20 protein-coding genes are annotated in these 18,523 nt (G+C 71.7%); 9 read left to right on the top strand and 11 right to left on the bottom strand.

All coding sequences use genetic code 11. The annotated features are described in order from the left end of the window. Nucleotides 1–72: 72 nt before the first annotated feature. Nucleotides 73–1,203, top strand: coding sequence for a magnesium and cobalt transport protein CorA (locus J3486_RS38195; RefSeq protein ID WP_207828485.1), 1,131 nt, complete (start codon nt 73–75; stop codon nt 1,201–1,203). 22 nt (nt 1,204–1,225) lie between these two features. After that, the gene (locus J3486_RS38190) at nt 1,226–1,741 is read left to right on the top strand and encodes a hypothetical protein (RefSeq protein ID WP_207828484.1); all 516 of its coding nucleotides are present in this window, start codon (nt 1,226–1,228) and stop codon (nt 1,739–1,741) included. 18 nt (nt 1,742–1,759) lie between these two features. Here J3486_RS38190 and J3486_RS38185 read toward each other — a convergent pair whose 3' ends face one another. Next, nucleotides 1,760–2,458 (bottom strand): hypothetical protein, encoded by a 699-nt coding sequence (locus J3486_RS38185; protein WP_207828552.1) that lies wholly within the window; start codon nt 2,456–2,458, stop codon nt 1,760–1,762. A gap of 308 nt (nt 2,459–2,766) precedes the next feature. On the opposite strand from J3486_RS38185, the gene J3486_RS38180 reads away from it, so the two are divergent. The 3 genes from J3486_RS38180 to J3486_RS38170 are packed head-to-tail and all read left to right on the top strand — an operon-like array spanning nt 2,767 to nt 5,775. Continuing rightward, the gene (locus J3486_RS38180) at nt 2,767–4,041 is read left to right on the top strand and encodes a magnesium transporter MgtE N-terminal domain-containing protein (RefSeq protein WP_207828482.1); all 1,275 of its coding nucleotides are present in this window, start codon (nt 2,767–2,769) and stop codon (nt 4,039–4,041) included. Beyond that, a complete protein-coding gene (locus tag J3486_RS38175; protein WP_207828481.1) occupies nt 4,031–4,597 on the top strand; it encodes a DUF1003 domain-containing protein in 567 nt (188 codons plus the stop codon). The genes J3486_RS38180 and J3486_RS38175 overlap by 11 nt, the downstream gene beginning before the upstream one ends. Before the next feature lie 44 nt (nt 4,598–4,641). Next, nucleotides 4,642–5,775, top strand: coding sequence for an Mrp/NBP35 family ATP-binding protein (locus J3486_RS38170; RefSeq protein ID WP_207828479.1), 1,134 nt, complete (start codon nt 4,642–4,644; stop codon nt 5,773–5,775). Between the two features lie 57 nt (nt 5,776–5,832). On the opposite strand, the gene J3486_RS38165 is transcribed toward J3486_RS38170, so the two are convergent. The 5 genes from J3486_RS38165 to sigE all read right to left on the bottom strand — a co-directional run bounded on the left by J3486_RS38165 (nt 5,833) and on the right by sigE (nt 11,233). Next, nucleotides 5,833–6,489: a hypothetical protein gene (locus J3486_RS38165; RefSeq protein WP_207828478.1), complete on the bottom strand. Its 657-nt coding sequence runs from the start codon at nt 6,487–6,489 to the stop codon at nt 5,833–5,835. 134 nt (nt 6,490–6,623) lie between these two features. Next, complete coding sequence (locus J3486_RS38160; RefSeq protein WP_207828476.1) at nt 6,624–7,112, bottom strand: sec-independent translocase; 489 nt, start codon at nt 7,110–7,112, stop codon at nt 6,624–6,626. 185 nt (nt 7,113–7,297) lie between these two features. Further along, nucleotides 7,298–9,355, bottom strand: coding sequence for a trypsin-like peptidase domain-containing protein (locus J3486_RS38155; protein WP_207828475.1), 2,058 nt, complete (start codon nt 9,353–9,355; stop codon nt 7,298–7,300). A 142-nt stretch (nt 9,356–9,497) separates the two neighbouring features. Beyond that, nucleotides 9,498–10,457 (bottom strand): zf-HC2 domain-containing protein, encoded by a 960-nt coding sequence (locus J3486_RS38150; RefSeq protein WP_207828473.1) that lies wholly within the window; start codon nt 10,455–10,457, stop codon nt 9,498–9,500. Next, nucleotides 10,454–11,233: an RNA polymerase sigma factor SigE gene (gene sigE, locus J3486_RS38145; RefSeq protein ID WP_207828471.1), complete on the bottom strand. Its 780-nt coding sequence runs from the start codon at nt 11,231–11,233 to the stop codon at nt 10,454–10,456. Before sigE ends, J3486_RS38150 begins: the two co-directional genes overlap by 4 nt. A 157-nt stretch (nt 11,234–11,390) precedes the next feature. Between sigE and J3486_RS38140 the strand changes: the two genes are divergently transcribed. Beyond that, on the top strand, nt 11,391–12,089 hold the full coding sequence (locus J3486_RS38140) for an O-methyltransferase (protein ID WP_207828550.1): 699 nt from the start codon (nt 11,391–11,393) through the stop codon (nt 12,087–12,089). Between the two features lie 115 nt (nt 12,090–12,204). Here J3486_RS38140 and J3486_RS38135 read toward each other — a convergent pair whose 3' ends face one another. Then, the gene (locus tag J3486_RS38135; protein WP_003966491.1) at nt 12,205–12,372 is read right to left on the bottom strand and encodes a DUF3117 domain-containing protein; all 168 of its coding nucleotides are present in this window, start codon (nt 12,370–12,372) and stop codon (nt 12,205–12,207) included. 322 nt (nt 12,373–12,694) lie between these two features. Here J3486_RS38135 and J3486_RS38130 point away from each other — a divergent pair, with 322 nt between their 5' ends. Then, nucleotides 12,695–13,498: an enoyl-CoA hydratase/isomerase family protein gene (locus J3486_RS38130; RefSeq protein ID WP_207828470.1), complete on the top strand. Its 804-nt coding sequence runs from the start codon at nt 12,695–12,697 to the stop codon at nt 13,496–13,498. Here J3486_RS38130 and J3486_RS38125 read toward each other — a convergent pair. Next, complete coding sequence (locus J3486_RS38125; protein ID WP_207828469.1) at nt 13,495–14,118, bottom strand: DNA-3-methyladenine glycosylase I; 624 nt, start codon at nt 14,116–14,118, stop codon at nt 13,495–13,497. The genes J3486_RS38130 and J3486_RS38125 overlap by 4 nt on opposite strands. Beyond that, nucleotides 14,115–14,513 carry a DivIVA domain-containing protein gene (locus J3486_RS38120; protein WP_207828468.1) on the bottom strand — a complete coding sequence of 133 codons (399 nt, stop codon included), beginning with the start codon at nt 14,511–14,513 and terminating at the stop codon, nt 14,115–14,117. The genes J3486_RS38125 and J3486_RS38120 overlap by 4 nt, the downstream gene beginning before the upstream one ends. A 121-nt stretch (nt 14,514–14,634) precedes the next feature. Between J3486_RS38120 and folP the strand changes: the two genes are divergently transcribed. Further along, entirely contained in the window at nt 14,635–15,495 is an 861-nt protein-coding gene (gene folP, locus J3486_RS38115) for a dihydropteroate synthase (RefSeq protein WP_207828467.1), read from the top strand. Between the two features lie 6 nt (nt 15,496–15,501). Here the strand turns inward: folP and J3486_RS38110 are convergent, their stop codons facing one another. Both J3486_RS38110 and dapE read right to left on the bottom strand, forming a co-directional pair. Continuing rightward, complete coding sequence (locus J3486_RS38110) at nt 15,502–16,251, bottom strand: TIGR00730 family Rossman fold protein (protein WP_207828466.1); 750 nt, start codon at nt 16,249–16,251, stop codon at nt 15,502–15,504. A 162-nt stretch (nt 16,252–16,413) separates the two neighbouring features. Next, nucleotides 16,414–17,499, bottom strand: coding sequence for a succinyl-diaminopimelate desuccinylase (gene dapE, locus J3486_RS38105; protein ID WP_207828465.1), 1,086 nt, complete (start codon nt 17,497–17,499; stop codon nt 16,414–16,416). Nucleotides 17,500–17,573: 74 nt separating this feature from the next. Between dapE and J3486_RS38100 the strand changes: the two genes are divergently transcribed. After that, nucleotides 17,574–18,512: a heavy metal transporter gene (locus J3486_RS38100; RefSeq protein WP_207828463.1), complete on the top strand. Its 939-nt coding sequence runs from the start codon at nt 17,574–17,576 to the stop codon at nt 18,510–18,512. The last annotated feature ends 11 nt before the right edge of the window (nt 18,513–18,523 follow it).

Genomic DNA, 18,523 nt, shown 5'->3' with positions numbered 1-18,523 from the left:
GGACGTCCTCATTCCGGGTAGTTCCGATTTTCGGCCCCTGCCGGCGGCTCCCGCCCGCGAAGGAGCCTGCCCATGTCGATGATTCGCGACCTGCGTGCCGCCGTCCGCCCCTCGCTGCGCAAGAGCGTGGCCCCGTACGAGAACGAGGCGCGCTCCTCGTACGACCAGACCCGCGACCCCTCGGCCTGCTCGGCGGTCGTGGACTGCGCGGTCTACCGCGACGGCGCCCGCGTCGAGTCCGGCGACTGCCTGACGCCGCGCGAGGCCCGCCTCCAGGTGCGCCGCGACGGCGGCTTCGCCTGGATCGGCCTGCACGAGCCGACCGAGGAGGAGTTCGCCGGGATCGCCGCCGAGTTCGGCCTGCACCCGCTGGCCGTCGAGGACGCGGTCCACGCCCACCAGCGGCCCAAGCTGGAGCCGTACGACGACACGCTCTTCGCCGTCTTCAAGACCATCCACTACGTCGAGCACGCCGAACTCACCGACACCAGCGAGGTCGTGGAGACCGGCGAGGTCATGTGCTTCACCGGCCGGGACTTCTTCATCACCGTCCGGCACGGCGGGCAGGGCTCGCTGCGGGCGCTGCGCCGCCGCCTCCAGGAAGAGCCCGAGCTGCTCGCCAAGGGGCCCAGCTCAGTCCTGCACGCCATCGCCGACCACGTCGTCGACGGCTATCTGGCAGTGGCCGACGCGATGCAGGACGACATCGACGAGGTCGAGACCGATGTCTTCTCGCAGACCGGCAAGGGCGGTCCGCGCGGCACCGACGCCGGGCGGATCTACCAGCTCAAGCGCGAGGTGCTGGAGTTCAAGCGGGCCGTGGCCCCGCTGCGCCGCCCGCTGCAGCTGCTGAGCGAGCGGCCGATGCGGCTGATCGACCCGGACATCCAGAAGTACTTCCGTGACGTCGCCGACCACCTGGAGCGCGTCCAGGAGCAGGTCATCGGCTTCGACGAACTGCTCAATTCGATCCTCCAGGCCAACCTGGCGCAGGCGTCCGTCGCCCAGAACGAGGACATGCGCAAGATCACCGCGTGGGCGGCGATCGTCGCCGTGCCGACCATGGTCTGCGGTGTGTACGGCATGAACTTCAAGTACATGCCGGAACTGCACTGGCGGTTCGGCTACCCGCTGGTCCTCGCCGTCACCGTCGGGGCGTGCATCACCATCCACCGCACCCTGAAGCGCAACGGCTGGCTGTGAACGCCACGGCTACGCTTGCCGCATGACGACTGCTGAACTGCTCGATGCCGCCCTCGTCGAGGAGGCCACGAAGAAGTCCGGGCTGATCTGGGTGCGCGGCACCGGTGTCGAGCGGGCGCTGTGGCACGTCTGGCACGAGGGCGCGGCGCACGTGGTGGGCGACGGGCCCGGCGAGCAGCCGCTGCCCGGCCTCACCGACGGCGGGGCCGCCACGGTCACCGTGCGCAGCAAGGACAAGGGCGGCCGGCTCGTCGGCTGGCAGGCGAAGGTCGTCGAGCTGACGCCCGGCGGCGAGGCCTGGGAGGCGGCCGTCGGCGAGCTGAAGGGCAAGCGGCTGAACGCCCCGGACGCGGAGACCATGACCGAGCGGTGGGCCCGGGAGTGCCGGGTGCTGCGCCTTGAGCCGGTGCGGGGCGCGGCCCCGGTCCCGGCGGGCGCGGGCTCACTGGCCGCGCCGCCACCCGCGTCGCCCGCCACGACCCGCAATCCGGTCCCGGCCGGGCTGCCCCGGCTGCTGGCGCGCCGCAAGCGGGGCTGAGTCCGCGCGGCCGCCCGATCAGGACGACGGCAGCTGCTGCCCGTAGTCCACGGTGTCGGAGGCGTCCGGCTCGCGGAGCGTGAAGTTCTGTCCCCAGTCGGTCAGTTGGAGCGCCCCGGCGCCACCGGCCCGCTCCAGCCGCATGGGGTACGCGGTGCCCTCCAGCGAGACGTCGAGGGTGCCACCCGCTCCCTCGTCCCCGGTGAGCGCGATCGTCCGTACCCCTCCGGAGGAGCCGCGGTCGCCCTTCGCCACGGTGCCGTGCAGCGTGAGCAGCCCGTCGAGCAGCACGTCCTTGTCGGTGAAGGTGCTCAGCCGCTTGTACGAGGGGTCGCCGGTCGGCACCTTCACGTACTTGTCGTCGAGCTTGTCGGCGGCGGCGTCCCCGCCGTGCCCGCTCGTGGCGTCGTCGTCGGAGTGCGTCCAGAAGTCCGCGTCGGCCTTGAGGAACAGGTGCTCGCCGACCCGCAGCAGCCGGAACGTGCTGTCGCCCGTCGTCACCGACCCCGTGCCGCCCTCGTCCTTGAGCCGCATGTCGAGCTTGTAGGTCCGGCCGCCGCTGACCACCGTGCCGGCGACGTGCACCGCGTCGGCGCGCTGGGCCGCCCTGACCGTACGGGCCTGGATCGTGGCCGCTTCCAGCTTGCCGACCCCGTTGGTGCCGGCGTCCGGATCGTCCGAGCACGCCGCGAGCCCTCCCGCGAGTCCCGCGCACATCGCTCCGGCCAGGAGCGTCCTGCGGGTACGGCGGTCCAGGGCGAAAGCGGTCACGGGCGGGACTACCTCTCGTACGGCAAGCGGCAAGGAAGGTGGGGGCGGCGCGTAGCGCCCTCGGTCGAGCACGGTGGGGGGAGACGGGCGGGCAGGTACGGCAGCGTACCCGGGTGATCTGCGGTTACCCGTGTGGGTCCCGGCGCTCCGGCGCGCGAGGGCGGGCGTGCCGGGGAACAGCTAGCCTGAACCACGGATTGTTCGTATGTACGGATGTAAGAGCGCGAAGGCACAGGAAAAGGAGGGCGCGCGGGATGGCCTCAGTCGCCCACCGGGTCTTCGTCTCCCATCTCTCCGGCGTCCCGGTCTTCGATCCCAACGGCGACCAGGTCGGCCGGGTGCGCGATCTGGTGGCGATGCTGCGGGTGGGCAAACGGCCGCCCCGGGTGCTGGGCCTCGTCGTCGAGCTGTCCACGCGGCGCCGTATCTTCCTGCCCATGACCCGGGTCACCGGCATCGAGTCGGGCCAGGTCATCACCACCGGCGTGCTCAACGTCCGGCGCTTCGAGCAGCGCCCCACCGAGCGCCTGGTGCTGGGCGAGATGCTCGACCGGCGGGTGCGGCTCGTGGAGTCGGGCGAGGAGGTCACCGTCCTGGACGTCTCCGTGCAGCAGCTGCCGGCCCGCAGGGACTGGGAGATCGACCGGGTCTTCGTGCGCAAGGGCAAGGGCGGCACCTTCCGGCGCAAGGGCGAGGCGCTCACCGTGGACTGGTCGGCGGTCGCCGGGTTCTCCCTGGAGGAGCACGGGCAGGGCGCCGAGAGCCTGCTCGCCACCTTCGAGCAGCTGCGCCCCGCCGACCTCGCCAACGTGCTGCACCACCTCTCCCCCAAGCGCCGCGCCGAGGTCGCCGCCGCGCTCACCAACGAACGGCTCGCCGACGTCCTGGAGGAGCTGCCCGAGGACGACCAGATCGAGATCCTCGGCAAGCTGAAGGAGGAGCGGGCCGCCGACGTCCTGGAGGAGATGGACCCGGACGACGCCGCCGACCTGCTGAGCGAGCTCCCCGAGGAGGACAAGGAGCGCCTGCTCACGCTGATGCAGCCCAGCGAAGCGGCCGACGTGCGGCGCCTGATGGCGTACGAGGACAAGACCGCGGGCGGTCTGATGACGACCGAGCCGATCGTGCTGCGGCCCGACTCGACGGTCGCCGACGCGCTCGCCCGCGTACGCAACCCGGACCTGTCCCCCGCGCTCGCCGCGCAGGTCTACGTGTGCCGGCCGCCGGACGAGACTCCGACCGGCAAGTATCTCGGCACCATCCACTTCCAGCGGCTGCTGCGCGATCCCCCGTACACGATGGTCAGCTCGATCCTCGACGAGGATCTCCAGGCCCTCTCGCCCGGCGCCCAACTCCCGGAGATCGCCGGGTTCTTCGCGACGTACGACATGGTGGCCGCGCCCGTCGTCGACGAGAGCGGGTCGCTGCTCGGCGCCGTGACCGTGGACGACGTCCTGGACCACATGCTCCCCGACGACTGGCGCGAGCAGGAGTTCCACCTCTCGGGGGAGGTGAACCATGGCGACTGAGGAACGCGACCAGCGCACGTCCGAGGCCCCGCGCCGCCCGCGCATCCGCCTCGACCAGCCGCGCGCCCCGCGCCGCAGGCTGCTGCCGGAGTACGACCCCGAGGCCTTCGGACGGCTGTCGGAGCGCATCGCCCGGTTCCTGGGGACGGGGCGGTTCATCGTCTGGATGACGGTGATCATCATCGCGTGGGTGATCTGGAACATCGCGGCGCCCAAGGATCTGCGCTTCGACGAGTACCCGTTCATCTTCCTGACGCTGATGCTGTCGCTCCAGGCGTCCTACGCCGCTCCGCTGATCCTGCTCGCGCAGAACCGGCAGGACGACCGCGACCGCGTCAACCTCGAACAGGACCGCAAGCAGAACGAGCGCTCCATCGCCGACACCGAGTATCTGAGCCGTGAGGTCGCGGCCCTGCGGATCGGCCTCGGCGAGGTCGCCACCCGCGACTGGATCCGCTCCGAACTGCAGGACCTCCTCAAGGAGCTGGAGGAACAGCACCGGGCCGGGGTATTCCCGGCCGACGGGGAACGGGTACGTGACGTAGACGACCGCTGACGGGGCTTTCCGTGCCCCGGTTACCGCGCCGTACTATCGGTCGTATGGCTAGCGAAGACGCGGTGCGCGAGGCACTCGCGACAGTGAACGACCCCGAGATCCAGCGACCCATCACCGAGCTGGGGATGGTCAAATCGGTGGACATCGGCGCGGACGGAACCGTCGCGGTCACCGTGTATCTGACCGTGTCGGGCTGCCCGATGCGCTCGACGATCGAGAACAACGTGCGGGACGCCGTCCTGCGCGTCGAGGGCGTCACCGACGTCCAGGTCACGCTCGACGTGATGAGCGACGAGCAGCGCAAGGAGCTGGCCGCCGCGCTGCGCGGCGGCACCGCCGAGCGTGAGGTCCCGTTCGCCAAGCCCGGCTCGCTGACCCGGGTCTACGCGGTCGCGTCCGGCAAGGGCGGCGTCGGCAAGTCCTCCGTGACCGTGAACCTGGCGGCCGCGATGGCGGCCGAGGGCATGAAGGTCGGCGTCGTCGACGCGGACATCTACGGCCACTCCGTGCCGCGCATGCTGGGCGCCGACGGCAAGCCCACCCAGGTCGAGAACATGATCATGCCGCCGTCGGCGAACGGCGTGAAGGTCATCTCGATCGGCATGTTCACGCCGGGCAACGCGCCGGTGGTGTGGCGCGGCCCGATGCTGCACCGCGCGCTCCAGCAGTTCCTGGCCGATGTCTTCTGGGGCGACCTCGACGTCCTGCTCCTCGACCTGCCGCCCGGCACCGGTGACATCGCGATCTCCGTCGCGCAGCTGGTCCCGAACGCCGAGATCCTCGTCGTGACGACGCCGCAGCAGGCGGCGGCCGAGGTCGCCGAGCGCGCGGGTTCGATCGCGGTGCAGACGCACCAGAAGATCGTCGGTGTCGTCGAGAACATGTCGGGCCTGCCGTGCCCGCACTGCGGCGAGATGGTCGACGTCTTCGGCACCGGCGGCGGCAAGCTCGTCGCCGAGGGCCTGACGCGGACGACGGGCGCCGAGGTACCGGTCCTCGGCTCCATCCCCATCGACGTGCGCCTGCGCGAGGGCGGCGACGAGGGCAAGCCGGTCGTGCTGTCCGACCCCGACTCCCCGGCCGGCTCGGCGCTGCGCGCCATCGCGGGCAAGCTCGGCGGCCGTCAGCGCGGCCTGTCGGGCATGTCGCTGGGGATCACGCCGCGCAACAAGTTCTGAGGGACGGTCCCCCGCGTCCCGGTAAGGGGCGCGGGGCCGTACTCACCCGGCAGCCACTCAGGCGTACTCGGCGATGTCCTTGACCACCGAGAAGCCGAGACCGTACGCGCTCATCCCCCGCCCGTACGCGCCGAGATGCACTCCGGCCTGCGTCGACCCGGCCAGCACCCACCCGTACTCGGACTCCCGGTAGTGGAACTCCGTCGGGACGCCGTCCACCGGCAGTGACAGCGTGGCCCAGTCCGACGACCCGAGGTCGTCCGCGAGGACCCACGCCGTCTCCGTCTGCTGGTCCAGCCAGTCGTCCCGGAGCGTGTGGTCCATCTGTCCGGGCCAGGTGAAGGAGAGCAGTCCGACCCCGGCGAGCCAGGCCGCCGAGGAGACGGACGTCGCCTCGAGGACGCCCGTGCCGTCGGCGCTGCGTCGTACCGGATTGGCGGCGACGGTCACCACGACCGCGAACCGCTCGGTGTCCTCAGTGCCCTCGCTGCGTACGGAGGGCTCGTCACCGTGCCCGATCGAGCCGTGCTCGACGGATCCGTCCGCCGTGGTGCCGACCTGCATCAGCCAACGCGGTCCCGTGAAGGCCTCGTCGAGGCCGTACCACGGGAAGGACGCCAGCAGGTATCCGTCGACCGTGCGCCGGGCCGTGGGAACCTGACCGGCCCCCTCGGTGGCCGGCGCCTGCGCGCCCACCCGACTCGTCGTCTCCATGTACCCGGCCGCCTCCTCGCTCAGTTACGGACCGGAGCGGCCCGCCCCCCTCGGGCGTTCTCACGTCCGGTCCGCGCAACAACAAGGCAGGATGCCACACCGGGTCCACAGGGCCCGGTTTCGAGTGGTGTGGTTCAGGTCGCGTCGGCGTCGAAGGGCGGCGGCGTGTCCTTGGCCGGCTTCTCCGACGGCTCGGAACGCTTCTCCAGGTCAGGGCCCTTGGTCATGTCGACACGGCCGCTGGAGGAACCGCCGCCGGAGGAGGAGCCGCCGATCGCGGGCGCGTCGTCCCGCACGTCACCGACGGTCTGCACGGCCTCGCCGACCTCGGCCATTTCCTTCTTCAGGTCGAAGCCGTTGCGGATCTCCTTGAGCCCCAGCTCGTCGCTGTCCAACTGCTTGCGGATGAACGTCTTGGGGTTCAGGTCCTCGAACTCGAAGTCCTTGAACTCCGGGCCCAGTTCCTTGCGGATGTCTTCCTTCGCGCTGTCCGAGAACTCACGGATCTTGCGGATGGTGCGCGCGACATCCTGAATGACCTGCGGCAGCTTGTCCGGGCCGAACACGAGCACGGCCAGCACAACAAGCGCTATGACCTCCGGTAGGCCAATGTCGTTGAACACCTTGCACTCCTAGCGTGTCCTCGGCCCGCGGTGGTCTTCAGTAGCAGGTCTTCGGCAGGGTCCGGCATCGGACCGGTCCACGGTACCCGGCGTTCCTGTCTGTTTGGTAGCCACTGGGCGACGTCCGGGATCACCTGTACCCGACTTTGACCGGTGAAGGACCGGCCGTCGGCCGGCCGGTCCGGTCAGTCGCCGTCGGCCGAGCCCAGAACGAGCGTCACCTTCCGTTCCTTTCCGCCCCGTTCGAGCGTGATGACCAGTTTGTCCTTGGGGCGGTGGGCGCGGACCTTGACGATCAGCTCCTCGCCGGAGTGCACCGGGGTGCCGTCCACCTCGGTGATCACGTCACGCGGCTCGATGCCCGCCTTGTCGCCGGGCCCGCCGGGGGTGACGGCCGAACCGCCGTTGTTGCCCTTCGTGCCCACGCGCGCGCCGTCGCCCGTGTAGTCCATGTCGAGGGTGACGCCGATGACGGGGTGCGTGGCCTTGCCGGTGTTGATCAGTTCCTCGGCGACGCGTTTGGCCTGGTTGATCGGGATCGCGAAGCCGAGGCCGATGGAGCCCGCCTGGCCGCCGTCGAGCTCCGAACCGCTGTCGGCGGAGCGGATGGCGCTGTTGATCCCGATGACGCGGGCCTTGGAGTCGACGAGCGGGCCGCCGGAGTTGCCGGGGTTTATGGGCGCGTCGGTCTGCAGCGCGTCGACGTAGCTGACGTCGCTCCCGTCGCCCTTCTCGCCGCCCGCCGTGATCGGCCGGTCCTTGGCGCTGATGATGCCGGAGGTGACCGTGTTGGCCAGGTCGAACGGGGCGCCGATGGCCACGACCGGGTCGCCGACCTGCACGCTCTCGGAGTTGCCGAGCGGCAGCGGCTTGAGGCCGCGCACTCCGTCGACCTTGATCACGGCCAGGTCGTACCCGGTGTCGTGCCCGACGACCTCGGCGGCCGCGCTCTCGCCCCCGGCGAACGTGACCGATATCTCGCCACCGGGACCCGCCGGCTGCACGACGTGGTTGTTGGTGAGGATGTGGCCCCGGTGGTCGAGCACGAAGCCGGTGCCCGTGCCCTGCTCGGAGGCGCCCTTGGTGTGGATCGTGACGACGCCGGGCAGCGCGCTCGCGGCGATTCCCGCGACACTGCCGGGGGCGCGGTGCGTGGACTCGGCGCCCGCCTGCGGGAGTTCGACGTCCGTGCCGCCGCCCTGCTCCAGGTACGAGCCGACGGCGCCGCCGACCCCGCCGGAGACCAGCGCGATCAGCACGGCACCGAGCACCAGGCCACGCCGCCCGCGCCGCGGCCGCACCCCGACGCCCCCGGCGCCCTGCGACAGCGACACGGGCCCGGCCCACGGGTCGTACTGCTGCCAGGGCCCGACCCCCACCGGCACGCCGCCCCCGCCCCCGGGGACCAGCTCGGGCTGCGCCGGGGCCGGGGCAGAGGCCGGGGCCGGGGCCGGGTACGCCTGAGGTTGAGGTTGGGGGTGCGGCTGCGGCTGCGGTCCCAGGGCGCCTGCGGCGGGCGTGTGCGGGGCCGGGGGCTGTGGTTGTGGCTGTGGTTGTGGCTGCGATCCCGGGGCGCCTGCCGCCGGCGCGTGCGGGGCCAAGGTCTGCGGCTGCCGCTGCGGCTGCGGCTGCGGCTGCGGTACGGCCGTGCCCGCAGCCGGCGTGTGCGGGGCCGGGGACTGCGGCTGCGATCCCGGGGCGCCTGCCGCCGGCGTGTGCGGGGCCAGGGGCTGCGGGGCCAAAGGCTGCGGCGTCGTCTCGTACGGCGTCTGCGGCCCGGCCGGTGCCGTCGGCGTGCCCTGGGCCGGGGTGGCGCCCGGGTGCTGCACCGGCGGTGCCGGCGCCCACGGCCCGGGCTCGCCGTACGGCGGCGTGCTGTACGGATCGGGGTCGTGCAGGGGACGCGGGGTGTCAGCGGGCTCGGCGGCGGCCGGAGGCTCGGGGGCCGTGGGTGCCACAGGGGGCTCGGGGACCGCAGGGGGCGCAAGGGCCGCCGGAGTCGCCGGGAGCTGCTCCGGGGCGGTTTCCTCCGTCAGCGGGGCGGACACCACGGCGACATCGGTAACGGCGCTCTCACCGGCGTCGCCCTGCGCAGCCGGTGCCACATCTCCGGAAGCGGCCGGGGCCGCAGGCGCCGGCAGATGCCAGTCGCCGTCGTCCCCCTCGGAGTCGGAGCGCCCCGCGCTCGGCCGGGGGCGGCTCCACCACTCGCCCTTCGTGGGCTTGCCCTCGTCCGCGTCCATAGTCTCGCCGTTCTCCCCGCACCCGGCCCGCGGCACCACACCGCGGGCTCCCACCCACGCGGCCCGGGTCAGTGCCCGACGCGCGGCCTCCACAGGATTGAACCAGGTTCGGCGGATCCGGCGCAGGGGGCGCCGGTGGGCGTCAGCGAGCGGAGGACGGCCGGGACGAGGCGGTCGGCGTGGCCGCCGGGGCCGCGTCGATACGGGTCGCCGCGGGTGACGCGTGCGGAGCCAGGTCGACGGAGACCGCGGGGACTGCGGCGGGACGTATGAGGGGGGTCATACGGGCCGCGCCGGAGAGCATCGGGGTCGAGAACGGATAGTCGGCGTCGTCCGCGTGACCGCCACCGGGCAGCAGCGGCGCGCTCGCCTCGGTCGGGGAGACCGGGGCCGCCAGGGCGCCGCCGCTCTGGCCGAGCAGCGGGGAGAGCGTCCTGCGGCGCTGAGCCTCGGGCGTGGTGGCCGAGCCGGCCGCCTGACTGCGCAGCGGTGTCACATTGCTGTTGTTGCCGGAGCCCGCGCCCCGGGCGTCGGCGGTGTCCGCGGGGGCGCCGGCGGTGACCCCGCCCAGCGCGATCGCGGCGAGCGAGACGGCACCGGCGGCGGCGAAAGCGAAGCGGCGTCCACGCGAGGCGCGGTCGCTGTCGTGCCGGTCGCGGCCCACCTCGTGGATCCGAAAGCCACGCGGTCCCGGCAGGACACCGGCGTGCGCCGTCGATCCGTAGCCGAACGGCTCGGGGTCGACGTCGAAGACTCCGTTGCCGAACCCCCGCACGTTGCCGAACGCTCGGCCCGTGCCCAGGCCGCCGCTTCCGAACGGTGACCCGTCGTCGTCCTGGTCACCACCGCCGGGCAGCCCCTGCAGCCGGGCGAGGAAGCTCTCACTGGGCGACGGCGGGGCCGCCTCGGCGAAGACGCTCTTCAGACGGCGCTGTGCGTCGGCCTCGGCCTTGCACTTGGCGCAGGTGGCCACGTGCGCGAGCACGCGCTCGCGGGCATCGTGGTCGAGTTCGCCGTCGACGAATGCGGCCAGCCGGTCCCCCAGGTGCTGGTCGGCGGCGTCGAGTCGGCGATCGGCAGGATTGAGACGTGATCCACTCACGCGGTCGCGCCCCCTCCTCCGAGGACAGGGATCGCCCCCGTCGTCGCGAGCGTGCGCCGCTCCTTGCGCGCCTCGGGCGAGCGGTGCTGCAGCGCCTTGCGCAACTGCGAGCGGCCGCGGTGGATCCGGCTGCGGACCGTGCCCAGCTTCACGCCGAGGGTCGCGGCGATCTCCTCGTACGAGAGCCCCTCGATGTCGCAGAGGACCACGGCGGCACGGAACTCGGGCGCAAGGGTGTCCAGGGCGTGCTGGACGTCGGCGTCGAAATGCGCGTCGTTGAAGACCTGCTGCGGCGACGGCTCGCGGCTGGGCAGCCGCTCGGCCGCGTCGTCCCCCAGGGCGTCGAAGCGGATGCGCTGCTTGCGGCGGACCATGTCCAGGAACAGGTTCGTCGTGATGCGGTGCAGCCAGCCCTCGAAGGTGCCCGGCGTGTACGTGGACAGCGAGCGGAAGACGCGGACGAAGACCTCCTGCGTGAGGTCCTCGGCGTCGTGCTGATTGCCGGTCAGACGGTAGGCGAGGCGGTAGACCCGGCCACTGTGCGTGCTGACGATCTCCTCCCAGGTGGGCGGAGTCCACGCCTGTGATTCCGCGTCAGCGGCAAAGGTCGCGGTCTGCTGCGCGGAGTCAGTGGTGCGGAATCGGTCAGCGGTGTTGGTCACGGATTTCGGCTCACCCGCCGACCTGAGAAAGCGCCGAAGCACTCCTCCCCGATCCACAGGCGCAGCCGCACCTCCCCTGTCGGCTCTGGTGGTGTCCAGTGGAGCCCCTACCATAGCCACCTCGCCCGTTAGCTCCGGATAAGCGTTTTTACTCAGATTTGCCGGTCGGCTCCGCGACCCGCTCTTTACCGCCGGTTCCGCCGCTGTCGCCATCGCGCTCTCCCCCGCTCCAGCCTGCTCTTTCCCCCTGCCTCTCTAAACGGCCGGTCCCATCTGCGAGTTCCCGCCACCAACGGATAAAGTCACGCGCAGGCAACCACGGGGACAGGAGAGGGCCATTACCGGCAACCGGCAGACGAGTTGGGCGTTCGCCGACGCCTTTGTCGCCGAGGACGACGCGACGCGCTGGGCCCGCGACCGGGCCAGGGAGTCCGGGCTGCGCTCGGTGTCCCCCGGTGCGGGCGCGGCGCTGCGGATGCTCGCTGCCACGGTGGCCGCCAAGGCCGTCGCCGAGATCGGGACGGGCACGGGCGTGTCCGGAATCCATCTGCTGCACGGAATGCGGCCCGACGGCGTACTGACCACGGTGGATCCGGAGCCGGAGCGGCAGCAGTTCGCCCGGCAGGCGTTCCGGGCGGCCGGCTTCGCCAGCAACCGGGCCCGGTTCATCCCGGGCCGCGCGCTCGACGTCCTGCCGCGGCTCGCCGACAGCGGCTACGACCTCGTGTTCTGCGACGGCGACCGGATGGAGTCCCTCGACTATCTCGCCGAATCGTTGCGGCTGCTGCGGCCCGGTGGGCTCGTCTGCTTCGAAGGGGTCTTCGCCGACGGGCGGACCGTGGACTCGGGACCGCAGCCGGTGGAGGTGGTCCGGCTCAGGGAGCTGCTGCGGGCGGTCCGGGAGTCCCCCGAGCTCGTCCCGTCGCTGCTGCCCGTCGGGGACGGCCTGCTCTGCGCCGTGAAGCGCTGAGTCGCAGGTCACAGCGGTAGAAACCCCGGCCACACTTCGGACACACGTCGGACACACGTCCGCCCCGGCACCGAATGTGTGCCGGGGCGGACGAAAAGGTATGGTCGCTTCCGCGTCAGCCGACGACCTTCTTCAGGGCGTCGCCGAGGGCGTCTGCCTCGTCCGGCGTCAGCTCGACCACGAGCCGACCGCCGCCTTCGAGCGGAACGCGCATGACGATGCCCCGCCCCTCCTTGGTCACCTCGAGCGGGCCGTCACCCGTTCGCGGCTTCATGGCCGCCATGCTCGTTCCCCTTCCTGAAACCAGCTCATCGTCAGCGCCGACGGCCCCCTGAACGGGCACTCATCACCGGCATCGAACACATTGCTTCTAGGCCATTATCCCGCATCGCAGGACCCGATGACCAACATCGGTCCGCATCGCTTGGGCAACGCGCTTGAGCAAAACCACTCAATTCGGCGATGTGGCTGCGATACTGCGCCGCTCGCGCGCCCTATCCGTGACGGAATTGTTTGACGCAGGTCACATGCCGGGGGCGTTCCGCGGGCCGTGATCTCCGTCATGCTGAGCACGGACGACTAAGCAACCGCATAGGAGGGCTCCCATGGCCGACACCGTGCTCTACGAGGTGAGCGACGGGCTCGCGACGATCACGCTGAACCGCCCCGAGGCGATGAACGCGATGAACACCGAGGCCAAGGTCGCCCTCCGCGACGCGGCGCAGGAGGCCGCGGCCGACAAGGCCGTGCGGGCGGTGCTCCTCACGGCGGCCGGCGACCGAGCGTTCTGTGTCGGGCAGGACCTCAAGGAGCACATCGGCACGCTGATGGCCGACCGCGAGGCGGGTGAGGGCCGCACCATGAGCACGGTGCGCGAGCACTACAACCCGGTCGTGCGGGCCCTGACCCAGATGCCGAAGCCGGTCGTGGCGGCGGTGAACGGGGTTGCGGCCGGTGCCGGGTTCGGGTTCGCGCTCTGCGCGGACTACCGGATCGCGGCGGACACCGCCGCCTTCAACACCTCGTTCGCGGGTGTCGCGCTGACCGCCGACTCCGGCGTCTCCTGGACGCTGCCGCGCCTGATCGGCCCGGGCCGCGCCGCCGACCTGCTGCTCTTCCCGCGCACCGTCAAGGTGCAGGAGGCCCACGAGCTGGGCATCGTGAACCGGATCGTGCCCGCCGCCGACCTCGCCGAGGAGGCGGGCAAGGTGGCCCGTGCGCTCGCCGAGGGGCCGACGGTCGCCTACGCCGCCCTCAAGGAGGCGATCGCGTACGGCCTGGACCACTCCCTCGACGAGACCCTGGAGAAGGAGGACGAGTTGCAGGCGCGGGCCGGTGCCTCCGAGGACCACACCATCGCGGTCCAGGCGTTCATCGCCAAGGAGAAGCCGAAGTACCTCGGCCGCTAGCCAGGGGCGCTACCGGTGACGGCGGTGCGGGCCGTGCAGTCGGCCAGGTGGTCGTTGACCAGCCCGCACGCCTGCATCAGCGCGTACGCCGTCGTCGGGCCGACGAAGCGCAGGCCGCGCTTCTTCAGCTCCTTGGACAGGGCCTTCGAGTCGTCCGTGATCGCGGGGACGTCGGAGAGCACGCGCGGCGCCGGGCGGCCCTCCGCCTCCGGGGCGAACGACCAGATCAGTTTGTCGAGGTCGCCGGGGGCCCACTCCGCGAGCACGCGCGCGTTGGCCAGCGTCGCGTCGACCTTCGATCTGTTGCGGATGATGCCGGGGTCGGCGAGGAGGCGCTCGCGGTCGGCGTCCGTGAAGGCCGCGACGTCCGTGATCTTGAAGTGCGAGAAGGCGGCGCGGAACGTCTCGCGGCGGCGCAGGATCGTGATCCAGGACAGGCCCGACTGGAACGCCTCCAGGGAGAGCCGCTCGAAGAGCGCGTCGTCGCCGTGGACCGGGCGGCCCCACTCCGTGTCGTGGTACGCCACGTAGTCCTCGGTCGACAGGCCCCAGGGGCAGCGCAACCTACCGTCGGGCCCCGGGATCGCGGCGCCGGTCACGGCCTCGTCCGGCGCGCTCATCGCGGGCCCTCCCCCTGCTCGTCCAGGTATCCGCCCGGCGGGGCGAAGCCGGAATCGGGCCTGCGGTCGGACATAGGCGGCTGCTGCGCCTGGGCGTGCGCGGTGGCGAGCGCCGACTCCAGCTCCGTGATCCGGGCGTCCCGCTCGGCGAGCTCCGCGCCCAGCCGGTTCAGCGCGTCGTCGACCTCCGCCATGCGGTAGCCGCGCACGGCCGTCGGCAGGCGCAGCGCGTCCACGTCGGCGGGGCCCACCGGGCGGTCCTGCGGCAGCGGGTCGGCGTAGAACTGGGACGGCTCCTCGCGCAGCGTGCCGCCGTCGCCCCCGCCGAGGACCGCGAGCGTCACCGCCGCGACCACTACGACGAGCGCGACGACCAGAAACAAGAACATGACCATCTGTGCCGTCCCAAGGGCTCGAAACCGTCAGGGTCCGATCGTGCCATGCCGCACTGACGGTTAAGGTCGCAGGCGACCGTTGATACGTGATTGCAGTGGGATCCAGAGGAGAGTCACAGGGATGCTCAGGCTCGGCCGGCACGAGTTCGACGCTCACGAGCCGGTGATCATGGCGATCGTGAACCGGACCCCGGACTCCTTCTACGACCAGGGCGCCACGTTCCAGGACGAGCCCGCCCTGGCCCGGGTCGAGCAGGCCGTCGCCGAGGGCGCCATGATCGTCGACATCGGCGGGGTGAAGGCCGGTCCCGGCGAGGAGGTCGACGCCGCGGAGGAGGCCCGCCGCACGGTCGGTTTCGTCGCCGAGGTGCGCCGCCGCTTCCCCGACGTGATCATCAGCGTCGACACCTGGCGGCACGAGGTCGGCGAGGCCGTCTGCGAGGCGGGCGCGGATCTGCTCAACGACGCGTGGGGCGGCGTCGATCCGAAGCTCGCGGAGGTCGCGGCCCGCTATCAGGTGGGCATCGTGTGCACGCACGCGGGCGGCGCCGAGCCCCGTACGCGGCCGCACCGGGTCACGTACGACGACGTGATGGCGGACATCCTGGACGTGACCGTCTCGTACGCGCAGCGGGCGGTGTCCCTCGGGGTGCCGCGCGAGTCGGTGCTCATCGACCCGGGGCACGACTTCGGCAAGAACACCCGGCACTCCCTCGAAGCGACCCGGCGGCTTCCGGAGATGGTGGAGACGGGCTGGCCCGTCCTCGTCTCGCTGTCCAACAAGGACTTCGTGGGCGAGACCCTCGACAAGCCCGTCAAGGAGCGTGTCATCGGGACGCTGGCGACGACCGCCGTGTCGGCGTGGCTCGGCGCGCAGGTCTACCGGGTGCACGAGGTCGCCGAGACCCGGCAGGTGCTCGACATGGTGGCGTCCATCGCGGGCCACCGGCCCCCGGCGGTCGCCCGCCGGGGACTGGCCTGACGGGTCCTACTTGCCGGTCTCCTTGGTGACCAGCGTGATCGCCTCGTCCACGTCGTCCGTGACGTGGAAGAGCAGCAGGTCGGCCTCGCTGGCCTTGCCCTGCGCGATGACGGTGTTCCTGAGCCAGTCGACCAGGCCGCTCCAGTACTGCGTACCGAAGAGGACGATCGGGAAGCGCGTCACCTTGGTCGTCTGGACGAGGGTGAGCGCCTCGAAGAGCTCGTCGAGGGTGCCGAGGCCGCCGGGCAGCACCACGAAGCCCTGCGCGTACTTCACGAACATCGTCTTGCGGACGAAGAAGTAGCGGAAGTTCAGGCCGAGGTCGACGTACTGGTTGAGGCCCTGCTCGAACGGCAGCTCGATGCCGAGGCCGACCGAGATGCCCTTGGCCTCCACGGCTCCCTGGTTGGCGGCCTGCATGGCGCCGGGGCCGCCGCCCGTGATGACGGCGAAACCGGCCTCCACCAGGGCCTTGCCGATCTCGACGCCCGCCGCGTACTCCGGCGAGTCCACCGGCGTACGGGCGGAGCCGAACACGCTGATCGCGGGCGGCAGTTCCGCCAGCGTGCCGAAGCCCTCGATGAACTCCGACTGGATGCGCAGCACCCGCCAGGGGTCGGTGTGCACCCAGCCCGAGGGGCCTTCGGTGTCGAGCAGACGCTGATCGCTCGTCCCCGGCTGTACCTGGTCACGGCGGCGGATCACCGGACCTGTCAGCTGCTCCTTGGGACGTCGGGTGCCCTCCGGGTTGCTCATCGCCTGCTCCCTTCCTGCGCAACTGTCACGCGGTTACGTAGAGCAAGGGTAGGTCTACGCGGGTTACATGCGCGGGACCTCCGCGTATCGGGAGTCCGCGTATCGAAAGTCCACTGACCGAAAGTCCACTGACCGAAAGTCCGCGGATCAGGGGTCCGCGCGTCAGGAGGACGTCAGCCAGGAGGCGAGGACCCGCTCCCCCTCCAGGATCAGCCGGGTGTCGACGCGCTCGTCGATCTTGTGGGCGTAGATCGGGTTGCCGGGCCCGTAGTTCACCGCGGGAACGCCCAGGGCGCTGAAGCGGGAGACGTCGGTCCAGCCGAACTTGGGCCGGGGCTCGCCGCCCACCGCGGCCAGGAAGGCGGCCGCCGCGGGGTGGGTGAGTCCGGGGCGCGCGCCGCCCGTGTGGTCGTCGACGATGAACTCCTCGACGGGGCAGCCGGCGAAGAAGTCACGCACGAACTGCTCGGCGTCCTCCATCGAACGGTCCGGCGCGTAGCGGAAGTTCACGGTGACGGCGCAGGCGTCCGGGATGACGTTCGTGGCGACGAAGCCCTCGATGCGCACCGCATTGAGTCCCTCGTGGAACTCCAGACCGTCGACGACGGGCTTGCGCGGCTCGTAGGCGGCGAGCCGCTCCAGGATCGGGGACGCGGCGTGGATGGCGTTCTTCCCCATCCACGCGCGCGCGGAGTGGGCCCGTTCGCCCTTCACCTTCAGGATGACGCGCAGGGTGCCCTGGCAGCCGCCCTCGACGAGCCCCTCGGTGCCCTCCAGGAGGATCGCGAAGTCACCCTGCAGCCAGTCGGGGTGGGCCTCGGCGACATGCCCGAGGCCGTTGAGGTGGGCGGCGACCTCTTCGTTGTCGTAGAAGACGAAGGTGAGGTCGCGGTTGGGGTCCGTGACGGTCTGCGCGATGCGCAGCTGCACCGCGACGCCCGCCTTCATGTCGCTCGTGCCGCAGCCCCACAGGGTGACGCCGTCCTCGTCGAGACGCGAGGGCACGTTGTCCGCGATCGGGACGGTGTCGAGGTGCCCGGCGAGGATGATCCGCTCGGCGCGGCCGAGGTGCGTGCGGGCGACGATGTTGTTGCCGTACCGGTCGACCGTCAGGTGCGGCAGGGCGCGCAGGGCCTCCTCGACGGCGTCCGCGAGCTCTTTCTCGCTGCCGCTGGGCGAGGCGAAGTCGACCAGCTGAGCGGTGAGGCGGGCGGCGTCCTGGGTGAGGTCAAGCGCGGTGCGGTCCATGGCGCCGATCCTAGACGGACCGGGTCTTCTCACCCCTGTCCGTCCTCACAGTGGACTCCAGTACCTTGGGTCGCGTGCCTGAGCCCCCCACTCCTGTCCGGCGCGGCCGCCTCCTGCGGATCGGCGCGTCCGTCGTCGTGCTGCTCGCCGTGGCCACGTACGTGGCCGTGCAGTACGCCACCGGGGGCCGCTCCACACCGAGATGCGTGGTGGTCTCGGCGAACGGGGACGGGGCGACGTACGAGTTCACGTCCGAGCAGGCGGTGAACGCGGCGACGATCTCCGCGGTCGGCACCTCCCACGGCATGCCCGAGCGGGCCGTCACCATCGCGCTCGCGACCGCGCTCCAGGAGTCGGGGCTGCGCAACATCCACCACGGCGACCGGGATTCGCTCGGCCTGTTCCAGCAGCGTCCCTCGGAGGGCTGGGGCACCAAGAAGCAGATCATGGACCCGGTGTACGCGGCGGAGCGGTTCTACGAGCGCCTGGCGCAGATCCCCGGCTACTCGCGGCTGCCGCTGACCGTGGCCGCGCAGCGCGTGCAGCGCAGCGGCTATCCGCAGGCGTACGCGAAGCACGAGCCGGACGCCACGCTGCTCGCCGCCTCCCTGACCGGGCGGGCCGCGGCCTCGCTGACCTGCGAGGGCCGGCCGGCCGGCGCGGACAGCGCGCGGGCCAGGGGGCCCGTGGACGTGAAGACGGCGCTCGTACGGGACTTCGGGCAGGACGTGGCGCCCGCGACCGGCGAGGACCGGCGGTCGGTCCGGGTCCAGGTGCCCGCCACCGTGGACTCCGCCGAGGGCGGGGAGCGGCAGCGCGGCTGGGAGCTGGCGCAGTGGGCGGTGGCCAACTCGTCCGCGTTGCACATCGAACGCGTCTCCTATGCGGGCCGGGAGTGGACCGCGGGGGAAACGGGGAACGAGTGGCAGGGGGCGTCGTCCGCGGGTGGCGCGGAGGCCGGTTCGGACGGCTCCGCGGGCGTCGACGAGGTTCGAATCGTCACTGGGCAGTAGTGCGGGCCGTC

Source organism: Streptomyces sp. VRA16 Mangrove soil, from assembly GCF_017377775.1.
GTDB lineage: Bacteria > Actinomycetota > Actinomycetes > Streptomycetales > Streptomycetaceae > Streptomyces.
Note: the sequence above shows the minus strand (reverse complement) of the source record. Positions and strands in the feature narration are given on the sequence as shown.